This is a genomic window from Malaciobacter canalis, assembly GCF_008000835.1.
Classification (GTDB): domain Bacteria; phylum Campylobacterota; class Campylobacteria; order Campylobacterales; family Arcobacteraceae; genus Malaciobacter; species Malaciobacter canalis.
Map to the genome: position 1 here is coordinate 2,012,249 of NZ_CP042812.1, position 23,132 is coordinate 2,035,380.

A 23,132-nucleotide genomic window follows, 5' to 3' on the forward strand; every position below is an offset into this window, starting at 1 on the left:
CTTATATACCCATAATAATATTTACTGCATTTTGTAATAGTGCAAACCAAGGCTTAATAGTAAATAGCCCAAAAATCATAATCAATGAAGCAAGACCAATTAATGGTAAGTTTGCACTTAAAGGTAACTCATTTCTTAAAACTTTTGAATTACTTTTTCCAAATGTTGCAAGATTAAAGTGTGAAAAGTCAGCAATAAAGATTATAATCAGACCAATAATAAATAATATAACTTCTAAATTTAGTCCATTTACGATTGATTGTTTTATCATTAAAAATTCACTTACAAAAATTGCAAATCCTGGAACACCAACTAAAGAACAAACAGCAATACCAAATAAAATTGCTGTAATTGGAGCTATTTTTATTAGCCCACCCATTTTAGTCATATCTCTTGTTCCATAAATTTGAATCATATTTCCTGTAACACAAAAAGCTAAAGCTTTTGTAACTGAGTGAGCTAAAACATGGAATAGTGCTGCAAATAATCCAACTGCTCCTCCAATACCTAAACCAAATGCAATTACACCCATATGTGCAATTGAGTGATAAGCAAACATTCTTTTAACATCATGTTGCATAAGTAAGAAAAATGATGCAATAAAAATTGTAACTAAACCACTTATTATCATTAGTGATTGAACATACTCAAACCCTGCAAGTGAATTACCCACAACAGCGTAGTATCTAATTAAAGCTAAAATTGCACATTTTAAAAGTATCCCTGATAACATAGCTGATGATGGAGCTGGACCTTCTGAGTGTACATCTGGTAACCAAGTATGAGTTGGTGCAAGTCCTGCTTTTGTTCCAAAACCAATCAATGCAAATACAAAAATAAGTTTTAATGCATCTGGATCAATCTCTTTTGAGTGTGCCATTAATGTAGTCCAAAGCATTGCACTGTGACTATCATTTATGATATTAAAACCTGCACTATAAAGTAATACTGTTGCATATAAAGCAAAAGCTAAACCAATACTACAAATAATAATATATTTCCAACCTGTTTCTGTTGATTTTTTACTCTTATGAATAGCAACCATAAATACAGAAGATAATGTAGTAGCTTCAATACCAACCCACATTAAAGCAATATTATTTGCAAGAACTGAAAAAGTCATTGTAAAAACAAATAAATGAAAAAGAGTAAAAAATAGTTTAGTATCTTTTACAGTTAATTCACCTTTTTCAACTTCCCATTGCATATATTTAACTGAATAAAGATTAACTAAAAGTCCAGTTACTGCAATTAATGAAATAAAAACTGCTCCTAATGAATCTAGAAAAAACATCTCATCAAAGATAAAATATGTTTGTCCATCAATTACTTTTGATACAGCTAATAAGCCTATAATACTAGTTGCCATAGAACCAAGTATGTGAAAAGTACTAAGTACTTTATAATTTTTTGGTAAAAACCATATTATTACTGATGCAATAACAGGTAAAACCATTAATAAGTATAATAATTGTTGAATATCCATACCTTATCCTTTCAACTCAGTTGCTTTTGAAACATCTAAAGAACCAAAATATTTAAAGAATCTAGTTGCAAAAATAGATGTAATAATTACTGCAAATAAAGCATCAGTTAAAATTCCTAACTCCACAATCTCTGGTGAGTTATATGCCATTAATGCTAAAGATAAATGTATTCCATTTTCAAAAGTACAATAAGCAAGAATTTGTTTAATTGCTGAATTTCTTAATACAAATCCAAAAATTCCAATCATAAAAATTGTAATTGATGCAATTAAAGGTATATGCTCTTTTATTAATGAAAATTTCAAATATATTGGATATAAAGCCATTGCAATAGCTAATGAAAATGCAATAGCAACAATTGGACTTACATAAAATCCAAGTACGGGTTCATCTTCATGTTCAACTTTTAACTTTTTAATAAGTCTTAGTAAAATAACTGGAACGAAAATAACTTTTGTAAAAAATGCAATTATTGCCCAACTACCTAACTCATCTGCTGAATATGTATTATAAAGATAAAGAAAAATCATCACTAATATAAACGTTTGAAAAGAGTACGCATATGTAGCAAGTTTATAATTTCTTATTCCAAAAACACAAAGTGAACTAATAATTAAAATTATTGATAATATACTTAATAAATCAATCATCTTACACTCCTACCACATATAAAATTAGTGCTATTATAGATATAATTAGTGGTGGAATTGCACTATTTTTTAAACTTGTTAAAACTTTAAATCTAGGTCCAAAGTTATCTATAAATACAGCAGCTACATAAAAAATTCCAACTTTTAAAATAAATACAATCAATGCTAAAAATGGATTTTCAAAATTCCATGGTTCAAAAATAGTTAAAAAAAGTCCAATTATTGCAACTTGTTTTAATATTAATGCAGCATGTGCTATTGAAAAATCTGAGCCTGAATACTCACCTAAAACACCCTCTTGTAACTCTTGTTCTGCTTCTGCTAAGTCATAAGGTTTTCTACCAGTTTCAACATAAACAGCCCATAAAAAAGATATAGAAGCAATTGCAAAAGCTGGTGTGTGATATCCAATTTCTCCACTTCTTACTAAGTGTTGAATTTCAACTAAGTTTGTAGTTCCTGCTAATAAAATAACTACTAATAAACTTATCATCATTACAGGTTCAACAAAAATTCCTAAAATTTGTTCTCTTCCTCCACCAACACCTGCAAATGGATTTCCAGAATCAATTGATGTTGCACCAAATGCAAATCTTAATAATGCTCCTAAGTAAATAAATACTAATACATCAGCATAAGCTCCCGCAAAACTATTTGAACTATATGTAATAGGTATAGTTGCAAGTAATGCTGCCCCTGCTGCAAAAAGAGCAAAAGGTCCTGTTTTAAACACCCAATGGGCACACGAAGGTGCTGTTCTACTTCTTTTTAAAAGTTTACTAATATCTCTATATGTTTGAAAAAAGTCTGGTGCACCTTCTCTTGATTGCAATTTAGCTCTTAATTTTCTTGCCATTCCGTCAAACAAAGGTGCTATAAGAACAATTGAGATAACTTGTAAAATCATAAATAATATACTGTCCATAATGCACTCCTTTAAAGTAAATAACTAATTCCGACAAAAAGGCATAATGCGATTAATATATATAAAGAGTACATATTTACATTTCCATTTTGCATTTTTGATACTACTTTTGCAGTATTAACTGTAAGCTTGATAACTGGTTCGTATAATAAATTCCACCAAATATCTTTTGCATGTGTTTCATAAACTACAGGGGCAAAATAACCTTGGTCTTTTACTTTTGTTTCACTTTTATATAACCAATTAAGCAATCTTCTTAAATCACCTGTAAAAGGTGAAGCTGTCATTTGCATTCTACTATCATATTTAAAACCGCAAGCCCATGGATCAGTCTGTCTTGGTTTTGTTCTATTAGCTTTTGCTAATTTTAAAATTACAACTGGAATTAATACAGTTACAACTAAAACAGCTGCTATTAATAGTGGAGATACTGTTGATCCCATAGGTGAATTAATAACTGTTCCATTTACAGCTTCATAATTTCCAGAGAATGAAGAAACGACAAGCATAATATCTTTAACTACAATATTTGCACCAAGACCAAAAGCAATACATCCAGCTACAAGAACAAACATTCCAATTACCATAGTTACAGGAACTTCTCTTGCATTTTCAAATATTTTTTTATCTCTTGGAGTTCCACCAAAAATAACACTATATGCTTTTACAAAACACATAACTGCTAATGCTCCTGTTAATGCTAAAGCAACAATTGCTATACAAAAGACAACTCTACTACTTGCATATTCTGAAAGTGCTCCTTGAAACATACCTTGATATGTAACCCATTCACTAACAAAACCATTAAGTGGTGGAATTGCAGTAATTGCTAAAGAACCAATTAAAAAAGCAAATGCTGTTAAAGGCATTTTTCTTGCTAAACCACCTAGGCTATCCATCTCTTTAGTATGAGTTGTATATAAAACACTTCCCGCACCTAAGAATAGTAATCCTTTGAAAGTCGCATGATTTAAGATATGATATAAACCTGCAAGAAAACCTATAGCTGCTAATGTTGGCATATTTGCTGCAATTCCATAAACACCAGTTCCTAAACCTAAAAGAATTATTCCAATATTTTCAACTGAGTGATATGCTAATAATGCTTTATAATCATGTTGTACAAGAGCATAAAGTACTCCAAGTAATGCAGATAATGCACCAACAACAATAATTAAAAGTCCCCACCATTCCATCACAGGAAGCCATAAACAAAATTTAATTATCCCAAAAAGTGCAACTTTAATCATAACTCCACTCATAAGAGCAGATACATTTGTTGGAGCTGCTGGGTGAGCTTTTGGTAACCAAACATGCATAGGAAACATCCCTGCTTTTGAACCAAATCCAATAAATGCCAATAAAAAAACAATACTTGCCATTACAGGTGAAAGTTCAATATTTTCATAAGAACTAAACTCTAATGAACCAGTTTGTGCAGACATAATTAAAAATGCTGCTGTAATACACATTGCTCCTAAGTGAGCAATTCCTAAATAAATCATTATTGCTTTTAATGAACTTTTAGAATCATTAAAACAAATTAAGTATGCAGAAATTACTGTCATACATTCCCAAAATATGATAAACCAAAATACATCTGCTGAAGCAATTAATAAAAGCATTGATAAAATAAATGCATTAAATAATCCTGCCATCACAGCTAAACTTCCCTTTTTTTCATACTCACTAGAATACTGAATTGCATAAATTGATGAAGCTAGTGAAACTAAACTCACAACAAATGAAAAAAAGTTCCCTAAAGGGTTTAAAACAAGTTTAGGGCTATACAATAAGCTTTCAAACATATTAATACTAACTGTTTGCTCTAAATTTACTAAAAAATAAAACACTGCATAAGCTGAAGCAATAGCGGAAATTGAAAATCCCACTTTTGCTGCAATTTTGTTTTGTTTATATAATAGTAAAGATATAATACAACCTATAACATACAAAAAATATACTTGTGTCATTAGGTATCCTTTATTTATATTTCATTTTTTCTTTAGTAAAAGACTCAACAGTTTTTTGTGCTTTCTCTTCTATAAAGTTATTATTTAAATTGTCTCGAAAAGATAAGGCATTTGTAGGACAAACCTCAACACATGATGGTCCGTCTTCTCTTCCTACACATAAATCACATTTAACTGCTATAGATTTTACACCTACTTCAGATTGTATTGTTAAGTTATATTTAGGCTCCATTGTATAATCAACCGATGGCATTAACTCAGCTTCTGGTCTAATTGCACCAAAAGGACATGCAACTGTACACATTTTACAACCAATACAGATTTCTTCATGTAAAGCAATACAATCTTTTTCAAACTCTAAAGCACCAACAGGACAAACATTTGCACAAGGAGCATCATCACATTGTCGACATTGATTTGGCATTGTTCCACTATTTGTTCTAGTTACTATAAGTCTAGGAACTGCCAATTTCCCTCTTGCATAAGCAGACTCATAACAAGCTGCCATACAAGTTGCACAACCAATACATACATTTGGATCTGCTATTACATATTTATTTTTTAATGGTAAGCTCATTATTGTCTCCTTACTGCACGATATAACTCAGATGGGTGCATTTGAATATCTGTTTGATTACGAACTTCTAAAAACTCTTCTTCTGATATTCTTTTAATTTTTGCAATTGTCATTTTTAAAGGATTCATTCCAGATAAAGGATCTTTATCCTGTGCATTTGCAAGTACATTTCCATCTGCTTCTGCATAGTGGAATGTTGTAAAAATTGTTCCATGTCGTAAATCTCTATTGATATTTACTTTTGCAGCAATTTTTCCTCTTTTATTTTCAACTAAGGCATAACAACCCTCTTCTAGTTTTCTTTCTCTTGCAATATCTTCACTTACTTCAATTGTTGCACCCATAATATCTGAACCTAATTCTAGAGGTTTACACTCTCTTGTCATTGTTCCTGTATGATAATGGAATACTTTTCTTCCTGTTGTAAATAAACAAGGATATAATTCGTTTACTTTTTCACTCAATGCCCCTGAACCAATAGGGTAATCTTTTGGCATATTTGTTTTTTCCATAAACTCTTGTTCTAATTTAGCTCTTTGATCTTTATCTTCTGAATAAATTACAGGAACTAATTTAAACTTTCCATCAGGAAGCATAGATTTATTTCCTTCATATAAAACAGGTGTACCAGGATGATCTAAGTTTGGACAAGGCCAACTAATTCCATCATTTTTATCTATTCTTTCATAGCTAATACCACCAAAGAATTTTGGGTTAACTTTTCTTACTTCATTCCAAATATCCTCAGCACTTGTATAATCAAACCCTTTAAGACCAAGTTCTTTTGCAATATTTGCAACTACTTTCCAATCTGGATCTAAGTTATTTGGTGCATCAACTGCTTTTCTAATTAACTGAACTCTTCTTGAAGTATTTAAAAATGTTCCATCTTTTTCAGCCCATGAAGCAGCAGGTAAAACAACATCTGCTTTTTGTGCAGTTTCAGTTAAGAAGATATCTTGAACAATAAAAGTTTCTAAGTGTTCAACAGCATGAACAAAATGTTCTGTCCAAGGATCACTCATTACTGGATTTTCACCAAATACATATAATAATTTTAATTTTTCTTCTTCAATTTTATCAGGAGCTGTTGTTAGTGAATAACCAATTTTTTCACTAATTTCATATCCCCAAATATCTTTAATATGATCTCTTACTTCTTTACTTGTTACAGGTCCATTTGGTACAACATTTGGTAATGCACCCATATCACATGAACCTTGAACATTATTTTGTCCTCTTAAAGGATTAACACCCGCGCCTTTTTTACCAAGATTTCCTGTTAAGATTGCAAGATTTGAAAGTGAGAAAATATTTGATGTTCCATCAATAAATTGAGTCATTCCCATTGTGTAGCAAATTGCTGCTGCATTAGCTTTAGCATAAGTTCTAGCTGCTTGTTTTACAAGCTCTTGTGAAATTCCAGTCTCATCTTCAACTCTTTGTGGAGTAAACTCTTTAACTGCTTCTTTCACATACTCAAAACCATGTGAAAAATTTTCCACAAAATTTTTATCATATAAATCTTCTTGAATTATATAATTAATCATCGCATTTAAAAAAGGGATATTGTAACCAACTGGTGTTTGGATATATATATCAGCTTTTTTTGCCATGTCAGTTTTCTTAGGATCTATCACAATCATTTTTGCGCCTCTTTCAATCCCTCTTAACATTTGCATTGCAATAATTGGGTGGCACTCACTTGTATTTGTTCCTATTAAAACTAATACATCACTGTGTGTAGCAAACTCTACTAGATCATTTGTCATTGTTCCATTTCCAAGTGTTTTAGTCAGACCGACTACTGTTGGACCATGTCAAAGTCTAGCACAATGATCTATATTGTTTGTTCCTAAGATTCTAAATAGTTTTTGAAAAGAATAATTGTCTTCATTTGAGCATCTAGCAGATGAAAATCCCATGATACTATCAGAACCATATTTCTCAACTGTTGATTTCATTCTAGAAGCTACAAATTTATAAGCTTCATCAAAACTCACTTCTTCTAATTTACCTTCTTTTGAAAACACTCCATCTTTTTTTCTAATAAGTGGTTTAGTAAGTCTTCTTGGTGAGTGAACATACTCCCAACCATAAAGACCTTTCAAGCAAAGCTCCCCATCATTTACATGATGTCCTTTTGTGGGTGTTGCTTTTTTGATTTTATTGCCTTGTACATGCAAATCAAGATTACAACCAGTTCCACAATAAGGACAAGTATTTTGTACTTTTTTCATTACTTTTTCCTTATAATACTTAAATTATCAACTAATTAATTTTATTAATCAAAAATTAATAAACAAGAGAATCATAATAAAAAAATAATGTTTAGACTGTCATAGATATGACAAAATATATTTTTTGAAAAAAAGAATCAAATTATTTTATTCTAAAGAAGCAGGTAAGGACAAAATATTCAAAATGGACATATTATTATATGTCAGATTGGTGACATAAATTTCATTTTTCTAGGTAAAAAAAATAATTATATAAAGTTTTAATTTATTTTAAAATAATTATTTTTTTCTGGGATATTTTTGGTATTTTTTTTTATTTAGTATAATAAAAGTATAAAATAGTTAATATTTTGCTATTAGAGCTTAAATTAGTTTTTAAATTTTATAAAGGGAAGGATAAAAGTGGAATCTAATAGACTAAGGATTGACTCAATTGATTTGTCAAAGATATTATCTAAAGAGGATTTTTCCTCATTGAAAATAAAAAAATTCAAAAAAGGAAATTTAGAGTATGAAGATGGTTCATTAAGTCTTTATGTTTTTAAAAGTGGAAAAGCAAAGGCTATGATTTTTGAAGATGGGGAAGAGTTTGTATTATACTTTTTAAAAGCAAACAATATCATCATACCTGAAACATCTTGTGCAATTGAGTTTTTAGAAGATAGTGAAGTATACTTAATTGATGCGGAAAAATTTGCAAACCTTTTTGCAAACAAAGAGTTTTCAACTTCTGTAATTAGATCTTTAAAGCATAGAGCAGAGCTTGAAAGAAATATTATAAAAAATCTTGTTTTTAAAAGTTGCAAAAAGAAAATAGCGACTTTTTTAATTGAAATTGCTACAACTCAAGACCAAAAAAAAGATGGAAAATACCTTTTAGATTTAAATTTATCTATAAAGACTCTTTCAAGTTTTATTGGATCAAAAAGACAAACAGTATCTACAATAGTTAATAATTTAAAAAAGAAAAAGATTATTGAGAAAATCGATAAAAACAAATATATAATCCATAAACTTGATGAATTAGAGAATTTTGAATAGTTTAAAAAACTCTTCTAATTTCATCAACTATAAATATACTTTTCTCTAATGTTATCATGTGAGAAGAGCTATTTATTATATTAAAATTACAATTACTTTTATTTTTTAAGTTTTCAAACCATTTTTGATTTATCAAACTATCTTTATTGCTATAACAAAAATTCAAATTTAAATTAGAGCACACTATTTGTTCAGTTAAATCTTTTCTTTTTAAACTTGCATTCATATGAGTTAAAAAATAGTTTTCACCCATTTTTTCATACATATTTGAAATTAGAGTTATTAACTTTAAATCATCTTTGTTTTCAAGTAAACTTGATATTTTTTTTCTACTTAAAGGTTTAAACCCAAACTCTTTTACAAAAGAGATTGCTTTTTTTCTAAAGGCTATTTCACTTTTTGATAAAGAACAACATGAAGCTGAAAGAATAAGTAGATTATCTATTTTTTTAGGATATTTCAATGCAAAATAAGTAGCTAAATAAGCTCCCATAGAAAATCCTAAAAGATTTACTTTTTCTTCTTTAAAGTTTAAGTTTTCAATCATTTTATCAAAACTATCTTCTAAAGGAATATCCACATATATTAATTCATATTCATTTTCTAAATAAAAATATATATCTTTAAAGACTCTTTTATCACACATCAATCCAGGAAATAAATATATTTTTGTTTTTTTCAAAACACTACTTTAATTTTGAAGTTGCAAATCTTACTACTAAAAAAACTAAAACAGAAAAACCTATAATAACAGCAGCAACAGGTGCAGAAAAACTTAAACCATAACTATTAAATCTATCAAAAATTAAAACAGGCGTTGTCATAGGATGATAAACTAAAATAACAACTGCACCAAACTCTCCAAGCCCTCTACTCCACATCATCAATGCACCATTTATAATATCTTTTTTAGCATTTGGAATAGTGATTCTAAAAAATACAGATAAAGGACTAGCACCTAAAGTTCTAGCTACTTTTTCAAGTTTTACATCAACTTTTCTAAAACCATCTTTTGCACTGTTTATTAAAAAAGGAGCTGATAAAAACATCATTGCAATCATAATTCCATACTCAGTTCCAACAAACTCTATTCCAAAAAATTTAAAAAAATCTCCTAAAAAAGTATCTCCAAAAGTTGTTAAAAGAGCAATACCAGCAGCAGTGTGAGGAATCATAACAGGTATATCAATAATTGATTCTATTAAACTTCTTCCAGGGAAATTATATCTTGCAATAATATATGCAAGTGGTAAGCCTGTTATTAAAACAAACATCATAGCCCAAGCTGAAACTTTCATTGTAAGCCAAATAGAAGCTAAAACTTCTCCATCTTTTATTGTTTCAATTAATTTATCACTTCCAACACCAACAAACATCTTTAAAATAGGAACACTTAAGAAAAAAACTATTATAAATGCAAGGGTAATAAGTAAAACTGTAAACGATTTTTTTTGCATTAGATAAATCCTATATCTTTTTTATCAAAGCCAATAAATACTTTATTGCCACCATTTGCATAACACCCCTCATACTCTCTTTTAAGTATTTTTATAAAAAATTGATGATTTTGTACATTTACAAAAAGTTTATAATGATCAACAACTCCCATACAATCTTCTAATATTGCTTCAAAAGTATAATCACACTCTGGTCTTTTTTTATTTGATACATGTATAACATTTGGATCAACAGAAAAAAACTTTGAAGATGAAGTAAAACCTAGTAAAGAAGAAGGGAAAATATTTTTAAAACCTAAAAAAGTTGCAACTTCAATATTTGCAGGATGATTCAATACTGTCTCACTATTTCCCACTTGTTGTATTTTGCCATTCATAATAATAGCAATTTTATTAGCTAAATAAGAAGCTTCCCTAAAATTATGAGTTACATGAATAGTAGTTAAATCATATCTTTTATGAATATCTTTTAAACTTTTCATAATAGAGTTTCTAAAAGTTGGATCAATTGCACTTAAAGGTTCATCTAAAAGTAAAATTTTTGGTCTTGAAAACAAAGCTCTTGCTATTGCGACTCTTTGTTTTTCTCCTCCACTTAAATTTTCAATCTCTCTTTTTAGAAGTTTTCCAAGTTTTAAAAAATCTACTAAATCATCAAATAACTCATTTGCATTGTCTATTTTTTTATACTTTGATGCAAATTTAATATTTTGTTCCACATTTAAATTAGGAAATAATGCAAACTCTTGATATACAAAACCTATATCCCTTTGTTCTGGATGAAGTTGTGAAATATCATTATTTTTATATATTATTTTTCCAGTACTGTTATTTAAACCAGCAATTGTTTCTAAAAGTCTTGTTTTTCCGCTTCCACTTTGACCTAAAAGTACAAAATACTCATTTTTTTCAATCTCTAAATTTACATTATCAAGCACAAAACTATCTATTGTGCTTGATAAATTCTCTAGTTTTAAATAACTCATTATTTCCCTATAATAGAAGCATTACCAGTTATTTTTGCTGGACTAATAACTCCTTGACCATTTTTTTTCATAATATCTTGTCCTTTTTGTGATAAAACAAAATTTACAAACTTAATAGCACCTTCTTTATTTGCAGGTGATTTTTCATTTTCTGCAATTGTTATTCCATATATCATTGAAGCACCAGTTTTTGTTATAAATGTACCTGGTTTTTTACCATCAATTTTAATTGAAGCAGTTTTATAAAAATCTGCATTTTCATTATCTTTTAAAGAAACTTCTTTAGGTAAAGTAATATATTTTAAGCCATGTTGTTTTGCAACTGATTTATAAATATATAAATAATCATATGCATTTGCTTCAATAAGCCCTAATAAATCAGTCTCTTTTGGTCTTACAATAACTTTTTTCTTATTCTCTTCACCAACTTTATAAGACTCTCCATATCCTAATAATTTATTATAAAAATTTGGAATTTTATAAAAATCTTCTGCTAGTTTTGTAACTATTATACTTCTGTATCCACAAGGATCCATATTTGGATTAGAATGACCTACTTTTACACCATCTCTTAAAAAGATCTCTGGCCAATTTTTTGAATTAATTTCATCTGCATATTTAGAATTAGAAGTATATGCAATTGCCATCTCATTTGTTGCAAATTGTGCATTAAATTTAGCATTATTTGGAATTAATAAATTATCAATTACTTTAAAATCTGCACTTGCCATAACATCTGCTGCTTTTTTAATCTCTGATATTTTTCTAGCTGCTGCTCTACTTCCACTAGCTTCTCTTTGAACATCATATTGTGGATATTTTGTTTCAAACGCTTTTTCAATTTGTGAAAAAGGTACTGATAAACTTCCTGCATGAAATACAATAATTTTCTCTTTTGCCATTGCTGATGTTGCTGCCATTGCAGTAGCTAATACTGCTGATAATAAAATTTTCTTCATATTTTTTTCCTATAATAAATTTAAATCCAACAAGCTTTGCTTGTATCTATTGTTACATCTACTTCACTTCCTGGAAGTAGGCTTTTTTCTTCTATAATATTTTTTGAAAGTTTTGAATTTAAAGTAATACCTCCAATAACAAACTCAACTAACATTTGATTATCACAATTTTCTTTATATATTGAAGTTATTACAGCTTTTATGCTATTAGAACTTTTTTTATTTAAATAAATATCATCTGAGCTTATCATTACAATTGAGTCCCTTTTTTTTGAAATACTATTTTCAAATACCAACTTTTGACCACAAAAAAACTCTTTTGTTAAGTTTCCATTAGAATCTTTTTTCCAAGGTGCAAAAAGCAAATTTATACTTCCACTTTGAACTAATTCTCCTTGAAAAAGTGCAATCTTTTTATCACAAGTATGATTTAGCCAATTATGATCATGACTAGAAATAAATAAAGTAGTATCCCACTTTTGTTTTGCTAAAAATATAGCTTCTTTTATTAATTGAGCTGAATTTGTATCTACTCCTGAGGTTGGTTCATCTAAGATTAAAACCTTTGGTTTTAATATCAATCTTGCAGCTAATGCAACCCTTTGAGCTTCTCCACCTGAGAGTTGACTCCATTTTCTATTTTTAAAAGAGTCTTCTAATCCTACTTGATTAAGTGCTTGTGTAACTCTTTGGTTTAGATTTTTTGTATCATTTCTTAAGCTTAAACCATATATAACATTATCAAAAACACTTCTTTTTAATAAATAAGGATTTTGAGGAAGAATTACAATATCTTGTTTTACCTTATGCTCAAGCTTTTTACTATCAACTCCATTGAATAAAATTGTTCCAAAAGTAGGTTTTGATACAAAAGATAATATAGAAAATAGTGTAGATTTTCCACTTCCATTTGGTCCAAAAACACCTGTTATTTTACTCTGTTCTAATATCAATTTATCTATGTTTAAAACTCGTTTTTCATTGTGATAGTGTTCTACATTTTTTAATTCATATAAAGACTTCACTGTGTCCATTTCCTTTTTAACATAGATAAAACAATATTAACCATCAAAGCAACACAAAAAAGAACCAATCCAAGTGCAATACCTGTAATAAATTCACCTTTTCCTGTCTCAAGTGCAATTGCAGTTGTAACTGTTCTTGTATGATATTTAATATTTCCACCAACCATCATAGAAATACCAATTTCTGTGACAATTCTTCCATAAGCTGTCATTGCAGCTGTCATAAGTCCAAATCTAGCCTCAAGAAGTGTTGATAATAAAATCTGCCTTGAGTTAGCACCTAATCCTTTTAAAGATAAATAAAGTCTTTTATCTACAGCTTCTACTTGAGTTGCAGTTAAAGCAATAATAATAGGAAGACCCAAAACAATTTGTCCTATAATAATTGCTTTTTGAGTAAATAATAAACCAAACTCACCAAATACACCACTTCGTGAAAGCATTGTATAAGCTATTAAACCTATAACTACAGTTGGAAGTGCTAAAAGCGTATCCACAATAGTTCTTACAACGGTTTTGCCAGGGAAGTTATAATACCCTAGCAAAAAACCTAAAGGAAGGCCTATAATTAAGCTAATTAATAAAGACCAAGAAGATACTGTAATTGTTACAGCGATTGCTGAATATACACTATCATTTCCTGATACAAGCAATTGTATAGCTTCATTAAAGCCATCAGTAAAAAGATTCATCTAATATTATTACCTTATAAAAACTTTTTATTTATCTGCATTAGGAATAAATAATGATTTACCTAATAATCTAAAATCTGCAATAAATTTTTGAATCTCATCTTTTACAATCCAATTTGTAAACTGTTTTGCTAATTCTGGTTTTACATTTGAGCATTTTTGTTTATTAATTGTAATTACACTATATTGATTAAATAGTGATTTATCACCCTCAACAACAATTTTCATACTATTATTATCACCTTTTTGTGATTGATACTTAATCCAAGTTCCTCTATCTGTCATTGTATATCCATCTTTTTCAGATGCCATATTAATAGTTCTTAACATTCCTTGACCTGTTTGAACATACCATGATGCTTTTTCAGGAGCTTTTGATAAAGCTTTTTTCCATAAACTAATCTCTTTTTTATTAGTTCCAGAGTTATCACCTCTACTAAAAAAGTTTGCATTTGCTTCTTTGATTTTTGCTAAGGCTTTACTTGCAATCATACCATTAACTTTTGCAGGGTCATTTTTTGGTCCAATAATAACAAAGTCATTATACATAACTTGTTTTCTATTTACTCCATATCCACTTTCTACAAACTTTTTCTCACTTGCTGGAGCATGCACAAAAAGAATATCGACATCACAATTTTGTCCCATTTTTAAAGCTTTTCCAGTTCCTGTTGCAACCCATTTTAAAGTAGTACCAGTATCTTTTTGAAACTTAGGTGCTAAATAGTCTAATAAACCAGTATTATCTGTACTAGTAGTTGTAGCCATCATTAAATCTTTTGCCATTAAGTTTGTTGATACAAGCATTGAAACTGATGCTAAAAGCATTGCTAATTTATTGAATTTCATTGTTTTCCCTTTTTATAAAAAATTAAATTGTTTAATTAAAAATATCTATTTGTTTATTTAATAGTTTGTTATTAAATTTAATAACACCAACCTCTTGATTACACTCTATGTTTTTAGTATCACTATTTGTTACCAATAAAGCATTACTTTCATATAAAGCTGTAATCATCCCAGAACCATATTTATTATCTCTTGTTACCTTAAAACCTCCATTTTCGCAAGTTCCAAGTACTACATTTACTCTTCCTTGTTTTGTTTTAAAATCTTTTTTATTTGTTGCTTTTATCACATCATGATAAAAACAGTTACTTCCTTGAAGTTTTTTTAATACAGGAATAGCAAAAAGATGCATATTTACCATCGCAGTTAATGGATTCCCAGGAAGTGACATAACAGTAGTTTTACCCATTTTCCCCATCATTATAGGTCTTCCAGGTTTTACATTTACTCCATGAAATGAAGTTTCTAAACCATTTTCTAAAAATGCTTGTGCAACAAAATCAGCATCTCCCATAGAAATACCTCCTGTTGTTATAAGCACATCATAATTTTTTAAATTTGAAATAAACTTCTTTGAACTTTCTAAATTATCAGGGATAACTCCACTATATGTGGCATCAAAGCCTTTTTCTTTTAATAGTGCAACTAATGCATATGAGTTACAATTATATATCTCATCTTCACTAGAACTTTGCCATGGTTCTTTTAATTCATCACCTGTTGATAAAACAGCAATTGAAATATCCTTAAAAACTTCAAGCATTACAATACCTTGAGAAGCCAAAAGTGTAATATGAGAAGAATCAATTATTTCACCTTTTTTAAATAAAATATTTCCTTTTGTCTGCTCTTCACCTTTTAATCTTAAATTACTTCCTTTTTTAATATCAATAGGTAAAGTTACACTACTTTTTGTTACATCAATACAATTTTCAATTGGAACAATTGTATCAGCATCACTTGGAACTTGAGCTCCTGTCATAATCTTATAACATTCGCCCTCTTTTAAATCTGCTTGAACTTTTTTATCTTTATCTCCTGCATAAATTACTCTTTTAATATTTAATGTTTTTCCAATATCTTCATATTTAAAAGCAAAGCCATCCATAGCTGAATTATTAAAAGATGGAAGATTCTTTTGACATACTATATCTTGTGCAAGAACTTTTCCTAAAGAGTCCAATAAAGGAACCATTTGTGTTAATGTTGTGGCATTTACAAGTTCCAAACTTCTTTTTACTGCTTCATCAAAATCTAAATATGTTAATTTATTGCTCATTTAAAACCTTTATTTGTCTATATTTTTTATAAAAAAGTTTTGATATTTTTTGAATATCCTCTTTTGTGTACTCTTCATTAAAAGTTAAAGAGATTGCATTTCTACTAGTTAATTCATCATATCCCATACTTTGAATAATTCTTGAGGGCTTAGATAATCCTAAAGAACATCCCTCTCCATTTGTAATAAGTACATTTGATAATGATAGTGTTCTTATAAGTTCTCTTGCTTTAATTCCTTTTAATCCAAAGTGCAAAGAGTAATCTAAAGTTGTTTTATAATCTACAAAAAAGTATAAATCATCTTTAAAAACATCTTGTAGCTCTTTTATAAAAATCTCTTTATTACTTGTATTAAATTTTTGCTCTTTTAAAGCTTGTAAAGTTAGTTTCACTGCAATTGAATCTAAGTTTGCAATATTTTGTTCTTCAAACTCATCATTAAATAAAACTATTGCATTACTTGTATATCCACATATTTTATAAGAATCAAAGATTGCAATATCACAATCTTTATCAAAATTAGCACTACAATTTGAAATAATTTTTGCACTACTTAACTTTTTTATATCTTTTAGTTGTGTTTTAACAAAAGTATCCATTACATATGAAGATATAAATATATAATCAAATTTACTTTTTTCTAAAATACTTAAATCAACACTTCCATCTTTTTTTAATTCAAGCCAAGTTATTTCAAAACCTAACTTTTCATACTCTTGTGCTGCTTGAATAATCGCTTCTGATTCTCCTTTACTTACAGCAATTTTTCCTTTTAAATCTAAAAATAGACCTAATACCCCTGCTTTTGAAAAATCAATTGTTTTTAAATCATTAAAACTATACTTTGTTGTAAACTCTTTTTTTAAACTATTGAAGGTGTCATTATCACTTAAGACATTAAGTGAATCATCTTTTGTAATATGGTAATTTTGCACATTTGGGTACAATAAAAAATTTAACTTATACACTATTTATCCTCCTTTGGACTAAGTATTTCTTTCCCATTTTTATGGAATAATTCTTGAAATCTTTCTTCTGAATATCTCTTTATATCATCTTCTAAAACTTTATAAGTTTGAATAACTTCTCTAGCTTTTGGAGTAAGTGTTGTGCCACTATTTTCTCCTCTTCCTTTAAATCTTAGAACTAAATCTTCTTCAATATGTTTTTCTAAAATCTTAATATGAGTCCAAGCTTTTTTATAGTTCATTCCAACTTTCTTTGCTGCTTCTGCAATAGAGCCAGTAGTATCTATATTTTCTAAAACTTCTGTTTTTCCACTTCCAAATATTAGATTCTCTTCATCGTCTTCAATCCAAACTTTTATTTTTACTTTCATTTTTCTTACCTTTTTTTTCTCTAAAACACCCTAATTGACAATGTGTCACTTCAATATCAGAGTTTTTAACTGTTGAACCAACAGTTCTTAAAGTAGATTTTTGAGCTTCTTCCCATAAAACTTTGCATTTAAGTTCTTTATGACCCATATAGTTTTGCTTTAATCTATTATAAACTTCTATATAAGGATCATGAAATTTTAATTTTCCAAAAACACCCAATTCACAATTTGTGATTTTTATTCCTAAACTTTTAGTAATTGCAGACATCTCTTTTGGTTTTTTACCAATTAATCTTGCAACCTTAAAAGCTTTTAGACAAGATAGTTTACCATCTTCGTCTAAATTTGTTAAGATTAACTCTTTTTGTATATTATCAAGTTTTATGTCAATATTGTCATCAATACTAGACATCAATTCTTCCTTGATGAGTATATAAATTCATTCTTTTACCTCTTGCAAAACCTATTAGTGTAACTCCATGTTTATGTGCAGTTTGTACTCCAAGATATGTAGGTGCTGTTCTTGAAACTATAATAGGAACTTTATGCATAACTGCTTTTGTAACCATTTCAGATGATAATCTTCCACTTACAAATAAAACTGATTTAGTTGTATCTAAACCTTTAAGTTTGCACTTTCCTACAACTTTATCAATTGCATTGTGTCTTCCTATATCTTCAGAAGTCACTGTTGTTCCATCAAGTAAATAAATCATAGCTTTATGTACACACCCTGTTAACTTATAAAGTTCGCTCTCTTCATAAAACTTCTTTACTTCTGTTGATATTGTTTCAGGTTTAACTTGGAAAGATACTTGATTAAAAGGTATTTCAACATTACCTTCAACATTTCCAGTAACTCCTCCACCACAACCACTTACAAGAGTTTTTTCTGTATATAAATTCTCCAATGAACCTTCATTGATTTTTGCTTTAATATCAACTCTTAATCCATCTTCACTTAAAGTTAACTCTTCTACATCATCAATACTTGATATAACATTTTCACTCATTAAAAAACCAATTGCATGTGCATCTTGATCTATTGGAATACACATCATAGAGATAGCCTTTTCTCCATTTAAATATAAATTTAATCTTGATTCTTCAATTGTTACATCATCAAACTCAACGGCTTCATTTCCTGATACTTTATCTATTATTACTTTTCTTAAATATTTTTGATTATCCATTATTTCACTTTTACTAATATGTTTAAAAAGCATATTATAATAAAAAAAAACTGGGAAGAACTTAAATCTCCCCAGTTTTTTAATTTATATTTTATTTTTTAATCTAAACTTTATTTTGTTTTTTTAACTCTTTATAATAAGTGCTGTGAAGAATCTCAATCTCTTCTTCTTCTTTATCTCCTGTAATCATACTATGTATAGCACCTTTTATTGCAAACATTGACATATAAATATGTGTGAAAAATAATGCTGCTACTGCCATACCTAATATATTATGTACTATTGCACTTAACCTTAGAAAATCAATTTGTGTTAATCCCATTGATTTTATTATTGCTAATTCGAAGTCTTGGAAAAACATTACTGCACCTGTTAGAATCATTAAAATCCCTCCAAATGTACATACCCAAAACCACATCTTTTGTCCGGCGTTGAATTTACCTGCTGGAATTGGTCTTTTTACTTTACTTAAATATCCACCAAGTATCATCATCCATTTTACATCATCCATTGTTGGTAGCATCTCTTTAAACCACATTATTAACATTGGTACTACTGCTATACAAAACAGTACTGTTGATAAAGCATGTAAGTCTTTACATATTCTTACAAACTCTCCTCCTCCAAATGTTGTACCAAACACCATGATAAAACCTGTTGGTACTAGTACTAAAAACGATACTCCTGCAATCCAGTGAATTACCCTATGAAATATTGTAAATACTGGTATCTTTTTTCTATCATGTGAAAATACTTTTGGTCCAATAATTAAATAATGTATTAAAAATACTGCTGGTATTCCAAGAGCTACAACTAAGAACCCTATTGAAAAATATTTCCCTTGAAGTACTGTGAACCATTGACCTAAATGTAATGAACCCTCTTTTCCATAACCTAATATATTTGTTATTAACTCTTCACCATAAATAGCACTATCAGCAGCAAATGCTGCTGTAGTTAAAGCTAAAAAGATGATTATCATTTTTCGTTTCATCATAAGCCTTATTTTGCTCCGTATGCTCTACTCCAAGTCATTGGTGATGTTTGTACCCCATGACCTCTTGCTAGAACTCTTTCTCTATATATTGCGCTTACTTCTTGTGCATCTCCTACTAATAATGCTTTTGTTGAACACATTGCCGCACATACAGGTACTCTTCCTTCTGAGATTCTATTTTGTCCATAGATATGTCTCTCTTTCTCACTATTTGTTTCTAGTGGTCCTCCTGCACACATTGTACATTTATCCATTGCACCTTTTGCTCCAAAGGCACCTTCTCTTGGAAATTGTGGAGCTCCAAATGGGCAAGCATATAAACAATAAGCACAACCTATACAAGTCTCTTTATCATGAAGAACTATTCCATCTTCTCTGATATAAAAACAATCAACTGGGCATACTTGCTCACAAGGTGCATCATTACAATGCATACAAGCTATTGATAAAGAGTACTCTAATCCCTCTTTTCCTTCATTTAATGTTATTACTTTTCTTCTATTAATACCAGCTGGTAATTCATGAGCTTCAGCACATGCAATTGAACATCCATCACATTCAATACATCTACCTTCATCACAATAGAATTTTAATCTTGACATTTCACTCATACCTAAACTCCTACGCTCTTTCTATTCGGCATAATCCGCCTTTTGTCTCTGGAATTTGTGTAATAATGTCATAACCATAGTTAGTAACAGTATTTGCACTTTCACCAATAGCATAAGGTTTTGTTCCTTTTGGATACTTATGACTAATATCTTCCCCTTGGAAGTGTCCTGCAAAGTGGAAAGGTAAAAATACTCTATCTGGGCTAACAGAATATGAATATTTAGCTTTTACTTTAATTTTCGTTCCCTCAGGAGAGTGAATCCAGATCATACCACCATCTCTTACACCTAACTGACCTGCTAAATCTGGATTAATACTACAGAACATTTCAGGACTTAATGCTGCAAGATATTTAGATGCTCTATTTTCCATACCAGCACCATTCATATTTACAAGTCTTCCTGTAACTAAGTTAATAGGGAAGTCTTTTGACCAATCTTGTTCTGTTTGTTTAGAGATATACTTTGTATCAACTCTAAAGTGATTATCCTTATCTACATAAGCAGGATATTTTTTAGTTAAATCTTGTCTTGGAGAGTGTAATGGCTCTCTGTGCATTGGAATTTCATCAGGGAATGTCCATACTCTAGCTCTTGCTTTTGCATTTCCATATGGTGCAATTCCTGCTTCCATACATTTTTGTGCAATAATATTAGATCTATCAACTTTCCAGTTTTTACCAATTTTTTTCTTCTCTTCTTCTGTCAATTTGATTTTTAGAACTTCTTCAATATTATCTCTTGTAATTTCTGGATATCCTCCATCAACTTTAGATCCTTTTGGTGCACTACCTTTAGCAGCTAATTGAGAAACTCCATCATGTTCTAATCCAAATCTATTTCTAAATCCCATACCTCCATCTTTTACACTTAAATTTGTGTTATAAAGTACTGGGCTTCCGCTATGGTTTTCTGTCCAACAAGGCCATGGTAAACCATAATACTCGCCTTTCATCTCTCCATAACCTCTAAGTGATACTTGGTCAAACATATGCCAATTATCAGTATGTTTTTTAAGTCTTTCAGGAGTCCATCCTGTTAAACCAATAGTTTTAATAATTCTTGCAATCTCTCTTGTTGCATCTTCAGGCCATGTAAATTTACCACTACTATCTTTCATAGATGCAGTATATTGATCATAAAAACCTAATCTTTTAGATAATTCAAATAGAATTTCTTGGTCAGGTTTTGACTCATATAATGGCTCAACAACTTTTCTTCTCCATTGTGCAGATCTATTTGTAGCAGTTACAGAACCACTTGTTTCAAACTGAGTTGCTGCTGGTAATAAGAAAACATCATCTTGTTTATCAGTTAATACAGCTGCTTCATTTACAAAAGGATCAGCTAAAACTAATAACTCTAAGTTATCTAAACCTTCTTTGATTTTTGCTTGTTGCGCAACAGATGTAATACCATTACCCATAACAAAAAGAGCTTTTAGACCTGTTTTACCATTATGGATTTTATCATTTCCATTTTTACCATCAAGTACACCAGCCCACCATCTAGCAAGTGTAAATCCATTTTTATTCATCCATTCAGGAGATTGAAATTGTCCTTTTAGCCATTCATAATCAACATTCCACTGTTTTGCGAAATATTTCCATGAACCATCTGCTAAACCATAATAACCTGGAAGAGAATTAGATAGACAACCCATATCAGTAGCACCTTGAACATTATCGTGCCCTCTTAAAATGTTTGTTCCTCCACCAGCTTTACCCATGTTACCAAGAGCAAGTTGTACGATTGGTGCTAATCTTGTATTAGAAGAACCAATTGTGTGTTGAGTTAGACCCATAGCCCAGATTAATGTACCTGGAGAATTTTTAGCATAAACAGTTGTAATTTGAATTAATTTATCAGCAGGAACACCAGTTACATCAGCAACTTTTTCAGGAGTCCATTTTTTAGCTTCTTCTTTAATTAAATCCATTCCATAAACTCTATCATTGATAAAGCTTTCATCTGCCCAACCGTTTTTAAATATTATATTCAACATTCCATACATAAATGGAATATCAGTACCTGGTCTAATTTGACAAAAATGATCAGCTTTTGCAGCTGTTTTAGTATATACTGGATCTACTACAATTATTTGTGCATTATTTCTCTCTTTTGCTTTAAGAAAATGTGCAAATCCTACTGGGTGATTAACCGCTGGATTAGCTCCAAAAATAATTATTGATCTAGCATTTTGTATATCACCTAAAGAATTTGTCATAGCGCCATAACCCCATGTATTTGCCACACCGGCAACTGTTGCACTATGTCAGATTCTAGCTTGATGATCTATATTATTTGTTCCATACATTGCTGCAAACTTTCTAAAATAGTAAGCTTGCTCTGTATTCATTTTTGCTGATCCTAAAAACATTGTTGAATCAGGGCTTTCTTTTTCTCTTAATTCTTTCATTTTCTTAGAGATTCTTTCATATGCTTCATCCCAAGAAAGTCTTTTCCATTGCCCTTTTTCTTTTACCATTGGATGCTTAAGTCTAACTTCTGACCTAACCATATCAATCATATCAGCACCTTTACAACAATGACCTCCAAGAGAAACTGGATGATCTTGTGCAACTTCTTGTCTTACCCACACACCATTGTGTACTTCTGCAATAATACCACATCCTACAGAACATGCAGTACAGATAGTTTTTACTTTTTTCGAACCTGGAAAAGGATTTTTTACCTCTTCAGCAGTTGCTTTTCTAGTAACACCATCATTACTTGCAAAAGCGCTTACAGCACTAGAAGCCGTAGCAACAGCAGCCATTTTAATAAATGATCTTCTACCTACTTTAGCTTTTAATGCATCATATGTACTATTTGACATACTAACACCTT

Annotated in this window: 22 protein-coding genes; 1 reads left to right on the plus strand and 21 read right to left on the minus strand. The window is 29.7% G+C overall.

From position 1 onward, the window contains the following. Position 1 precedes the first annotated feature (1 nt). Genes ACAN_RS10020 through fdhF form a run of 6 tightly spaced genes read right to left on the minus strand, consistent with a single transcriptional unit; the run spans position 2 to position 7,852 of the window. The gene (locus ACAN_RS10020; protein ID WP_099334450.1) at positions 2-1,486 is read right to left on the minus strand and encodes a hydrogenase 4 subunit F; all 1,485 of its coding nucleotides are present in this window, start codon (positions 1,484-1,486) and stop codon (positions 2-4) included. A gap of 3 nt (positions 1,487-1,489) precedes the next feature. After that, complete coding sequence (gene hyfE / locus ACAN_RS10025) at positions 1,490-2,137, minus strand: hydrogenase 4 membrane subunit (protein WP_079577836.1); 648 nt, start codon at positions 2,135-2,137, stop codon at positions 1,490-1,492. Between the two features lies 1 nt (position 2,138). Continuing rightward, positions 2,139-3,062: a respiratory chain complex I subunit 1 family protein gene (locus ACAN_RS10030; protein ID WP_079577835.1), complete on the minus strand. Its 924-nt coding sequence runs from the start codon at positions 3,060-3,062 to the stop codon at positions 2,139-2,141. Between the two features lie 11 nt (positions 3,063-3,073). Next, positions 3,074-5,035 (minus strand): proton-conducting transporter transmembrane domain-containing protein, encoded by a 1,962-nt coding sequence (locus ACAN_RS10035; RefSeq protein WP_099334451.1) that lies wholly within the window; start codon positions 5,033-5,035, stop codon positions 3,074-3,076. A gap of 10 nt (positions 5,036-5,045) precedes the next feature. Continuing rightward, on the minus strand, positions 5,046-5,612 hold the full coding sequence (locus ACAN_RS10040; protein WP_079577833.1) for a 4Fe-4S dicluster domain-containing protein: 567 nt from the start codon (positions 5,610-5,612) through the stop codon (positions 5,046-5,048). Beyond that, a complete protein-coding gene (gene fdhF, locus ACAN_RS10045) occupies positions 5,612-7,852 on the minus strand; it encodes a formate dehydrogenase subunit alpha (RefSeq protein WP_228150636.1) in 2,241 nt (746 codons plus the stop codon). The genes ACAN_RS10040 and fdhF overlap by 1 nt, the downstream gene beginning before the upstream one ends. 402 nt (positions 7,853-8,254) lie before the next feature. Between fdhF and ACAN_RS10055 the strand changes: the two genes are divergently transcribed. Then, the gene (locus tag ACAN_RS10055; RefSeq protein ID WP_099334454.1) at positions 8,255-8,893 is read left to right on the plus strand and encodes a Crp/Fnr family transcriptional regulator; all 639 of its coding nucleotides are present in this window, start codon (positions 8,255-8,257) and stop codon (positions 8,891-8,893) included. A 1-nt stretch (position 8,894) separates the two neighbouring features. Here the strand turns inward: ACAN_RS10055 and ACAN_RS10060 are convergent, their stop codons facing one another. The 15 genes from ACAN_RS10060 to ACAN_RS10130 form a co-directional block, all read right to left on the minus strand. Then, a complete protein-coding gene (locus ACAN_RS10060) occupies positions 8,895-9,575 on the minus strand; it encodes an alpha/beta fold hydrolase (RefSeq protein WP_099334455.1) in 681 nt (226 codons plus the stop codon). Positions 9,576-9,579: 4 nt separating this feature from the next. Then, positions 9,580-10,350 (minus strand): ABC transporter permease, encoded by a 771-nt coding sequence (locus ACAN_RS10065; RefSeq protein ID WP_099334456.1) that lies wholly within the window; start codon positions 10,348-10,350, stop codon positions 9,580-9,582. Beyond that, entirely contained in the window at positions 10,350-11,336 is a 987-nt protein-coding gene (locus tag ACAN_RS10070; protein ID WP_099334457.1) for an ABC transporter ATP-binding protein, read from the minus strand. Before ACAN_RS10070 ends, ACAN_RS10065 begins: the two co-directional genes overlap by 1 nt. Next, a complete protein-coding gene (wtpA, locus tag ACAN_RS10075) occupies positions 11,336-12,295 on the minus strand; it encodes a tungstate ABC transporter substrate-binding protein WtpA (protein ID WP_099334458.1) in 960 nt (319 codons plus the stop codon). The genes ACAN_RS10070 and wtpA overlap by 1 nt, the downstream gene beginning before the upstream one ends. A 20-nt stretch (positions 12,296-12,315) precedes the next feature. Further along, entirely contained in the window at positions 12,316-13,320 is a 1,005-nt protein-coding gene (locus ACAN_RS10080; protein ID WP_165773062.1) for an energy-coupling factor ABC transporter ATP-binding protein, read from the minus strand. Continuing rightward, positions 13,317-14,012: an ABC transporter permease gene (locus ACAN_RS10085; RefSeq protein WP_079577825.1), complete on the minus strand. Its 696-nt coding sequence runs from the start codon at positions 14,010-14,012 to the stop codon at positions 13,317-13,319. The genes ACAN_RS10080 and ACAN_RS10085 overlap by 4 nt, the downstream gene beginning before the upstream one ends. 27 nt (positions 14,013-14,039) lie before the next feature. Then, the gene (locus ACAN_RS10090) at positions 14,040-14,861 is read right to left on the minus strand and encodes an ABC transporter substrate-binding protein (RefSeq protein ID WP_099334460.1); all 822 of its coding nucleotides are present in this window, start codon (positions 14,859-14,861) and stop codon (positions 14,040-14,042) included. Between the two features lie 31 nt (positions 14,862-14,892). Next, positions 14,893-16,140: a molybdopterin molybdotransferase MoeA gene (locus ACAN_RS10095; protein WP_099334461.1), complete on the minus strand. Its 1,248-nt coding sequence runs from the start codon at positions 16,138-16,140 to the stop codon at positions 14,893-14,895. Next, a complete protein-coding gene (locus ACAN_RS10100) occupies positions 16,130-17,110 on the minus strand; it encodes a cysteine desulfurase (RefSeq protein ID WP_099334462.1) in 981 nt (326 codons plus the stop codon). Before ACAN_RS10100 ends, ACAN_RS10095 begins: the two co-directional genes overlap by 11 nt. Further along, the gene (locus tag ACAN_RS10105; RefSeq protein ID WP_099334463.1) at positions 17,110-17,481 is read right to left on the minus strand and encodes a winged helix-turn-helix domain-containing protein; all 372 of its coding nucleotides are present in this window, start codon (positions 17,479-17,481) and stop codon (positions 17,110-17,112) included. Before ACAN_RS10105 ends, ACAN_RS10100 begins: the two co-directional genes overlap by 1 nt. Next, a complete protein-coding gene (locus ACAN_RS10110) occupies positions 17,453-17,893 on the minus strand; it encodes a ModE family transcriptional regulator (protein WP_099334464.1) in 441 nt (146 codons plus the stop codon). The genes ACAN_RS10105 and ACAN_RS10110 overlap by 29 nt, the downstream gene beginning before the upstream one ends. Beyond that, positions 17,886-18,674, minus strand: a complete 789-nt coding sequence (gene fdhD / locus ACAN_RS10115; protein ID WP_099334465.1) for a formate dehydrogenase accessory sulfurtransferase FdhD — start codon at positions 18,672-18,674, stop codon at positions 17,886-17,888. Before fdhD ends, ACAN_RS10110 begins: the two co-directional genes overlap by 8 nt. A 103-nt stretch (positions 18,675-18,777) precedes the next feature. Further along, complete coding sequence (locus ACAN_RS10120) at positions 18,778-19,668, minus strand: formate dehydrogenase subunit gamma (RefSeq protein ID WP_079577818.1); 891 nt, start codon at positions 19,666-19,668, stop codon at positions 18,778-18,780. A gap of 8 nt (positions 19,669-19,676) precedes the next feature. Next, positions 19,677-20,282, minus strand: a complete 606-nt coding sequence (gene fdh3B / locus ACAN_RS10125; protein WP_079577817.1) for a formate dehydrogenase FDH3 subunit beta — start codon at positions 20,280-20,282, stop codon at positions 19,677-19,679. 10 nt (positions 20,283-20,292) lie between these two features. Next, positions 20,293-23,121 (minus strand): formate dehydrogenase subunit alpha, encoded by a 2,829-nt coding sequence (locus tag ACAN_RS10130; RefSeq protein WP_099334466.1) that lies wholly within the window; start codon positions 23,119-23,121, stop codon positions 20,293-20,295. Positions 23,122-23,132: the final 11 nt, after the last annotated feature.

What these genes read in the sequence shown, in the direction of transcription:
- ACAN_RS10020 (WP_099334450.1), bottom strand. Translation starts at nt 1,486, where the DNA reads ATGGATATTCAACAATTATTATACTTATTAATGGTTTTACCTGTTATT.
- hyfE (WP_079577836.1), bottom strand. Translation starts at nt 2,137, where the DNA reads ATGATTGATTTATTAAGTATATTATCAATAATTTTAATTATTAGTTCA.
- ACAN_RS10030 (WP_079577835.1), bottom strand. Translation starts at nt 3,062, where the DNA reads ATGGACAGTATATTATTTATGATTTTACAAGTTATCTCAATTGTTCTT.
- ACAN_RS10035 (WP_099334451.1), bottom strand. Translation starts at nt 5,035, where the DNA reads ATGACACAAGTATATTTTTTGTATGTTATAGGTTGTATTATATCTTTA.
- ACAN_RS10040 (WP_079577833.1), bottom strand. Translation starts at nt 5,612, where the DNA reads ATGAGCTTACCATTAAAAAATAAATATGTAATAGCAGATCCAAATGTA.
- ACAN_RS10065 (WP_099334456.1), bottom strand. Translation starts at nt 10,350, where the DNA reads ATGCAAAAAAAATCGTTTACAGTTTTACTTATTACCCTTGCATTTATA.
- ACAN_RS10070 (WP_099334457.1), bottom strand. Translation starts at nt 11,336, where the DNA reads ATGAGTTATTTAAAACTAGAGAATTTATCAAGCACAATAGATAGTTTT.
- wtpA (WP_099334458.1), bottom strand. Translation starts at nt 12,295, where the DNA reads ATGAAGAAAATTTTATTATCAGCAGTATTAGCTACTGCAATGGCAGCA.
- ACAN_RS10085 (WP_079577825.1), bottom strand. Translation starts at nt 14,012, where the DNA reads ATGAATCTTTTTACTGATGGCTTTAATGAAGCTATACAATTGCTTGTA.
- ACAN_RS10090 (WP_099334460.1), bottom strand. Translation starts at nt 14,861, where the DNA reads ATGAAATTCAATAAATTAGCAATGCTTTTAGCATCAGTTTCAATGCTT.
- ACAN_RS10095 (WP_099334461.1), bottom strand. Translation starts at nt 16,140, where the DNA reads ATGAGCAATAAATTAACATATTTAGATTTTGATGAAGCAGTAAAAAGA.
- ACAN_RS10105 (WP_099334463.1), bottom strand. Translation starts at nt 17,481, where the DNA reads ATGAAAGTAAAAATAAAAGTTTGGATTGAAGACGATGAAGAGAATCTA.
- ACAN_RS10110 (WP_099334464.1), bottom strand. Translation starts at nt 17,893, where the DNA reads ATGTCTAGTATTGATGACAATATTGACATAAAACTTGATAATATACAA.
- fdhD (WP_099334465.1), bottom strand. Translation starts at nt 18,674, where the DNA reads ATGGATAATCAAAAATATTTAAGAAAAGTAATAATAGATAAAGTATCA.
- ACAN_RS10120 (WP_079577818.1), bottom strand. Translation starts at nt 19,668, where the DNA reads ATGAAACGAAAAATGATAATCATCTTTTTAGCTTTAACTACAGCAGCA.
- fdh3B (WP_079577817.1), bottom strand. Translation starts at nt 20,282, where the DNA reads ATGAGTGAAATGTCAAGATTAAAATTCTATTGTGATGAAGGTAGATGT.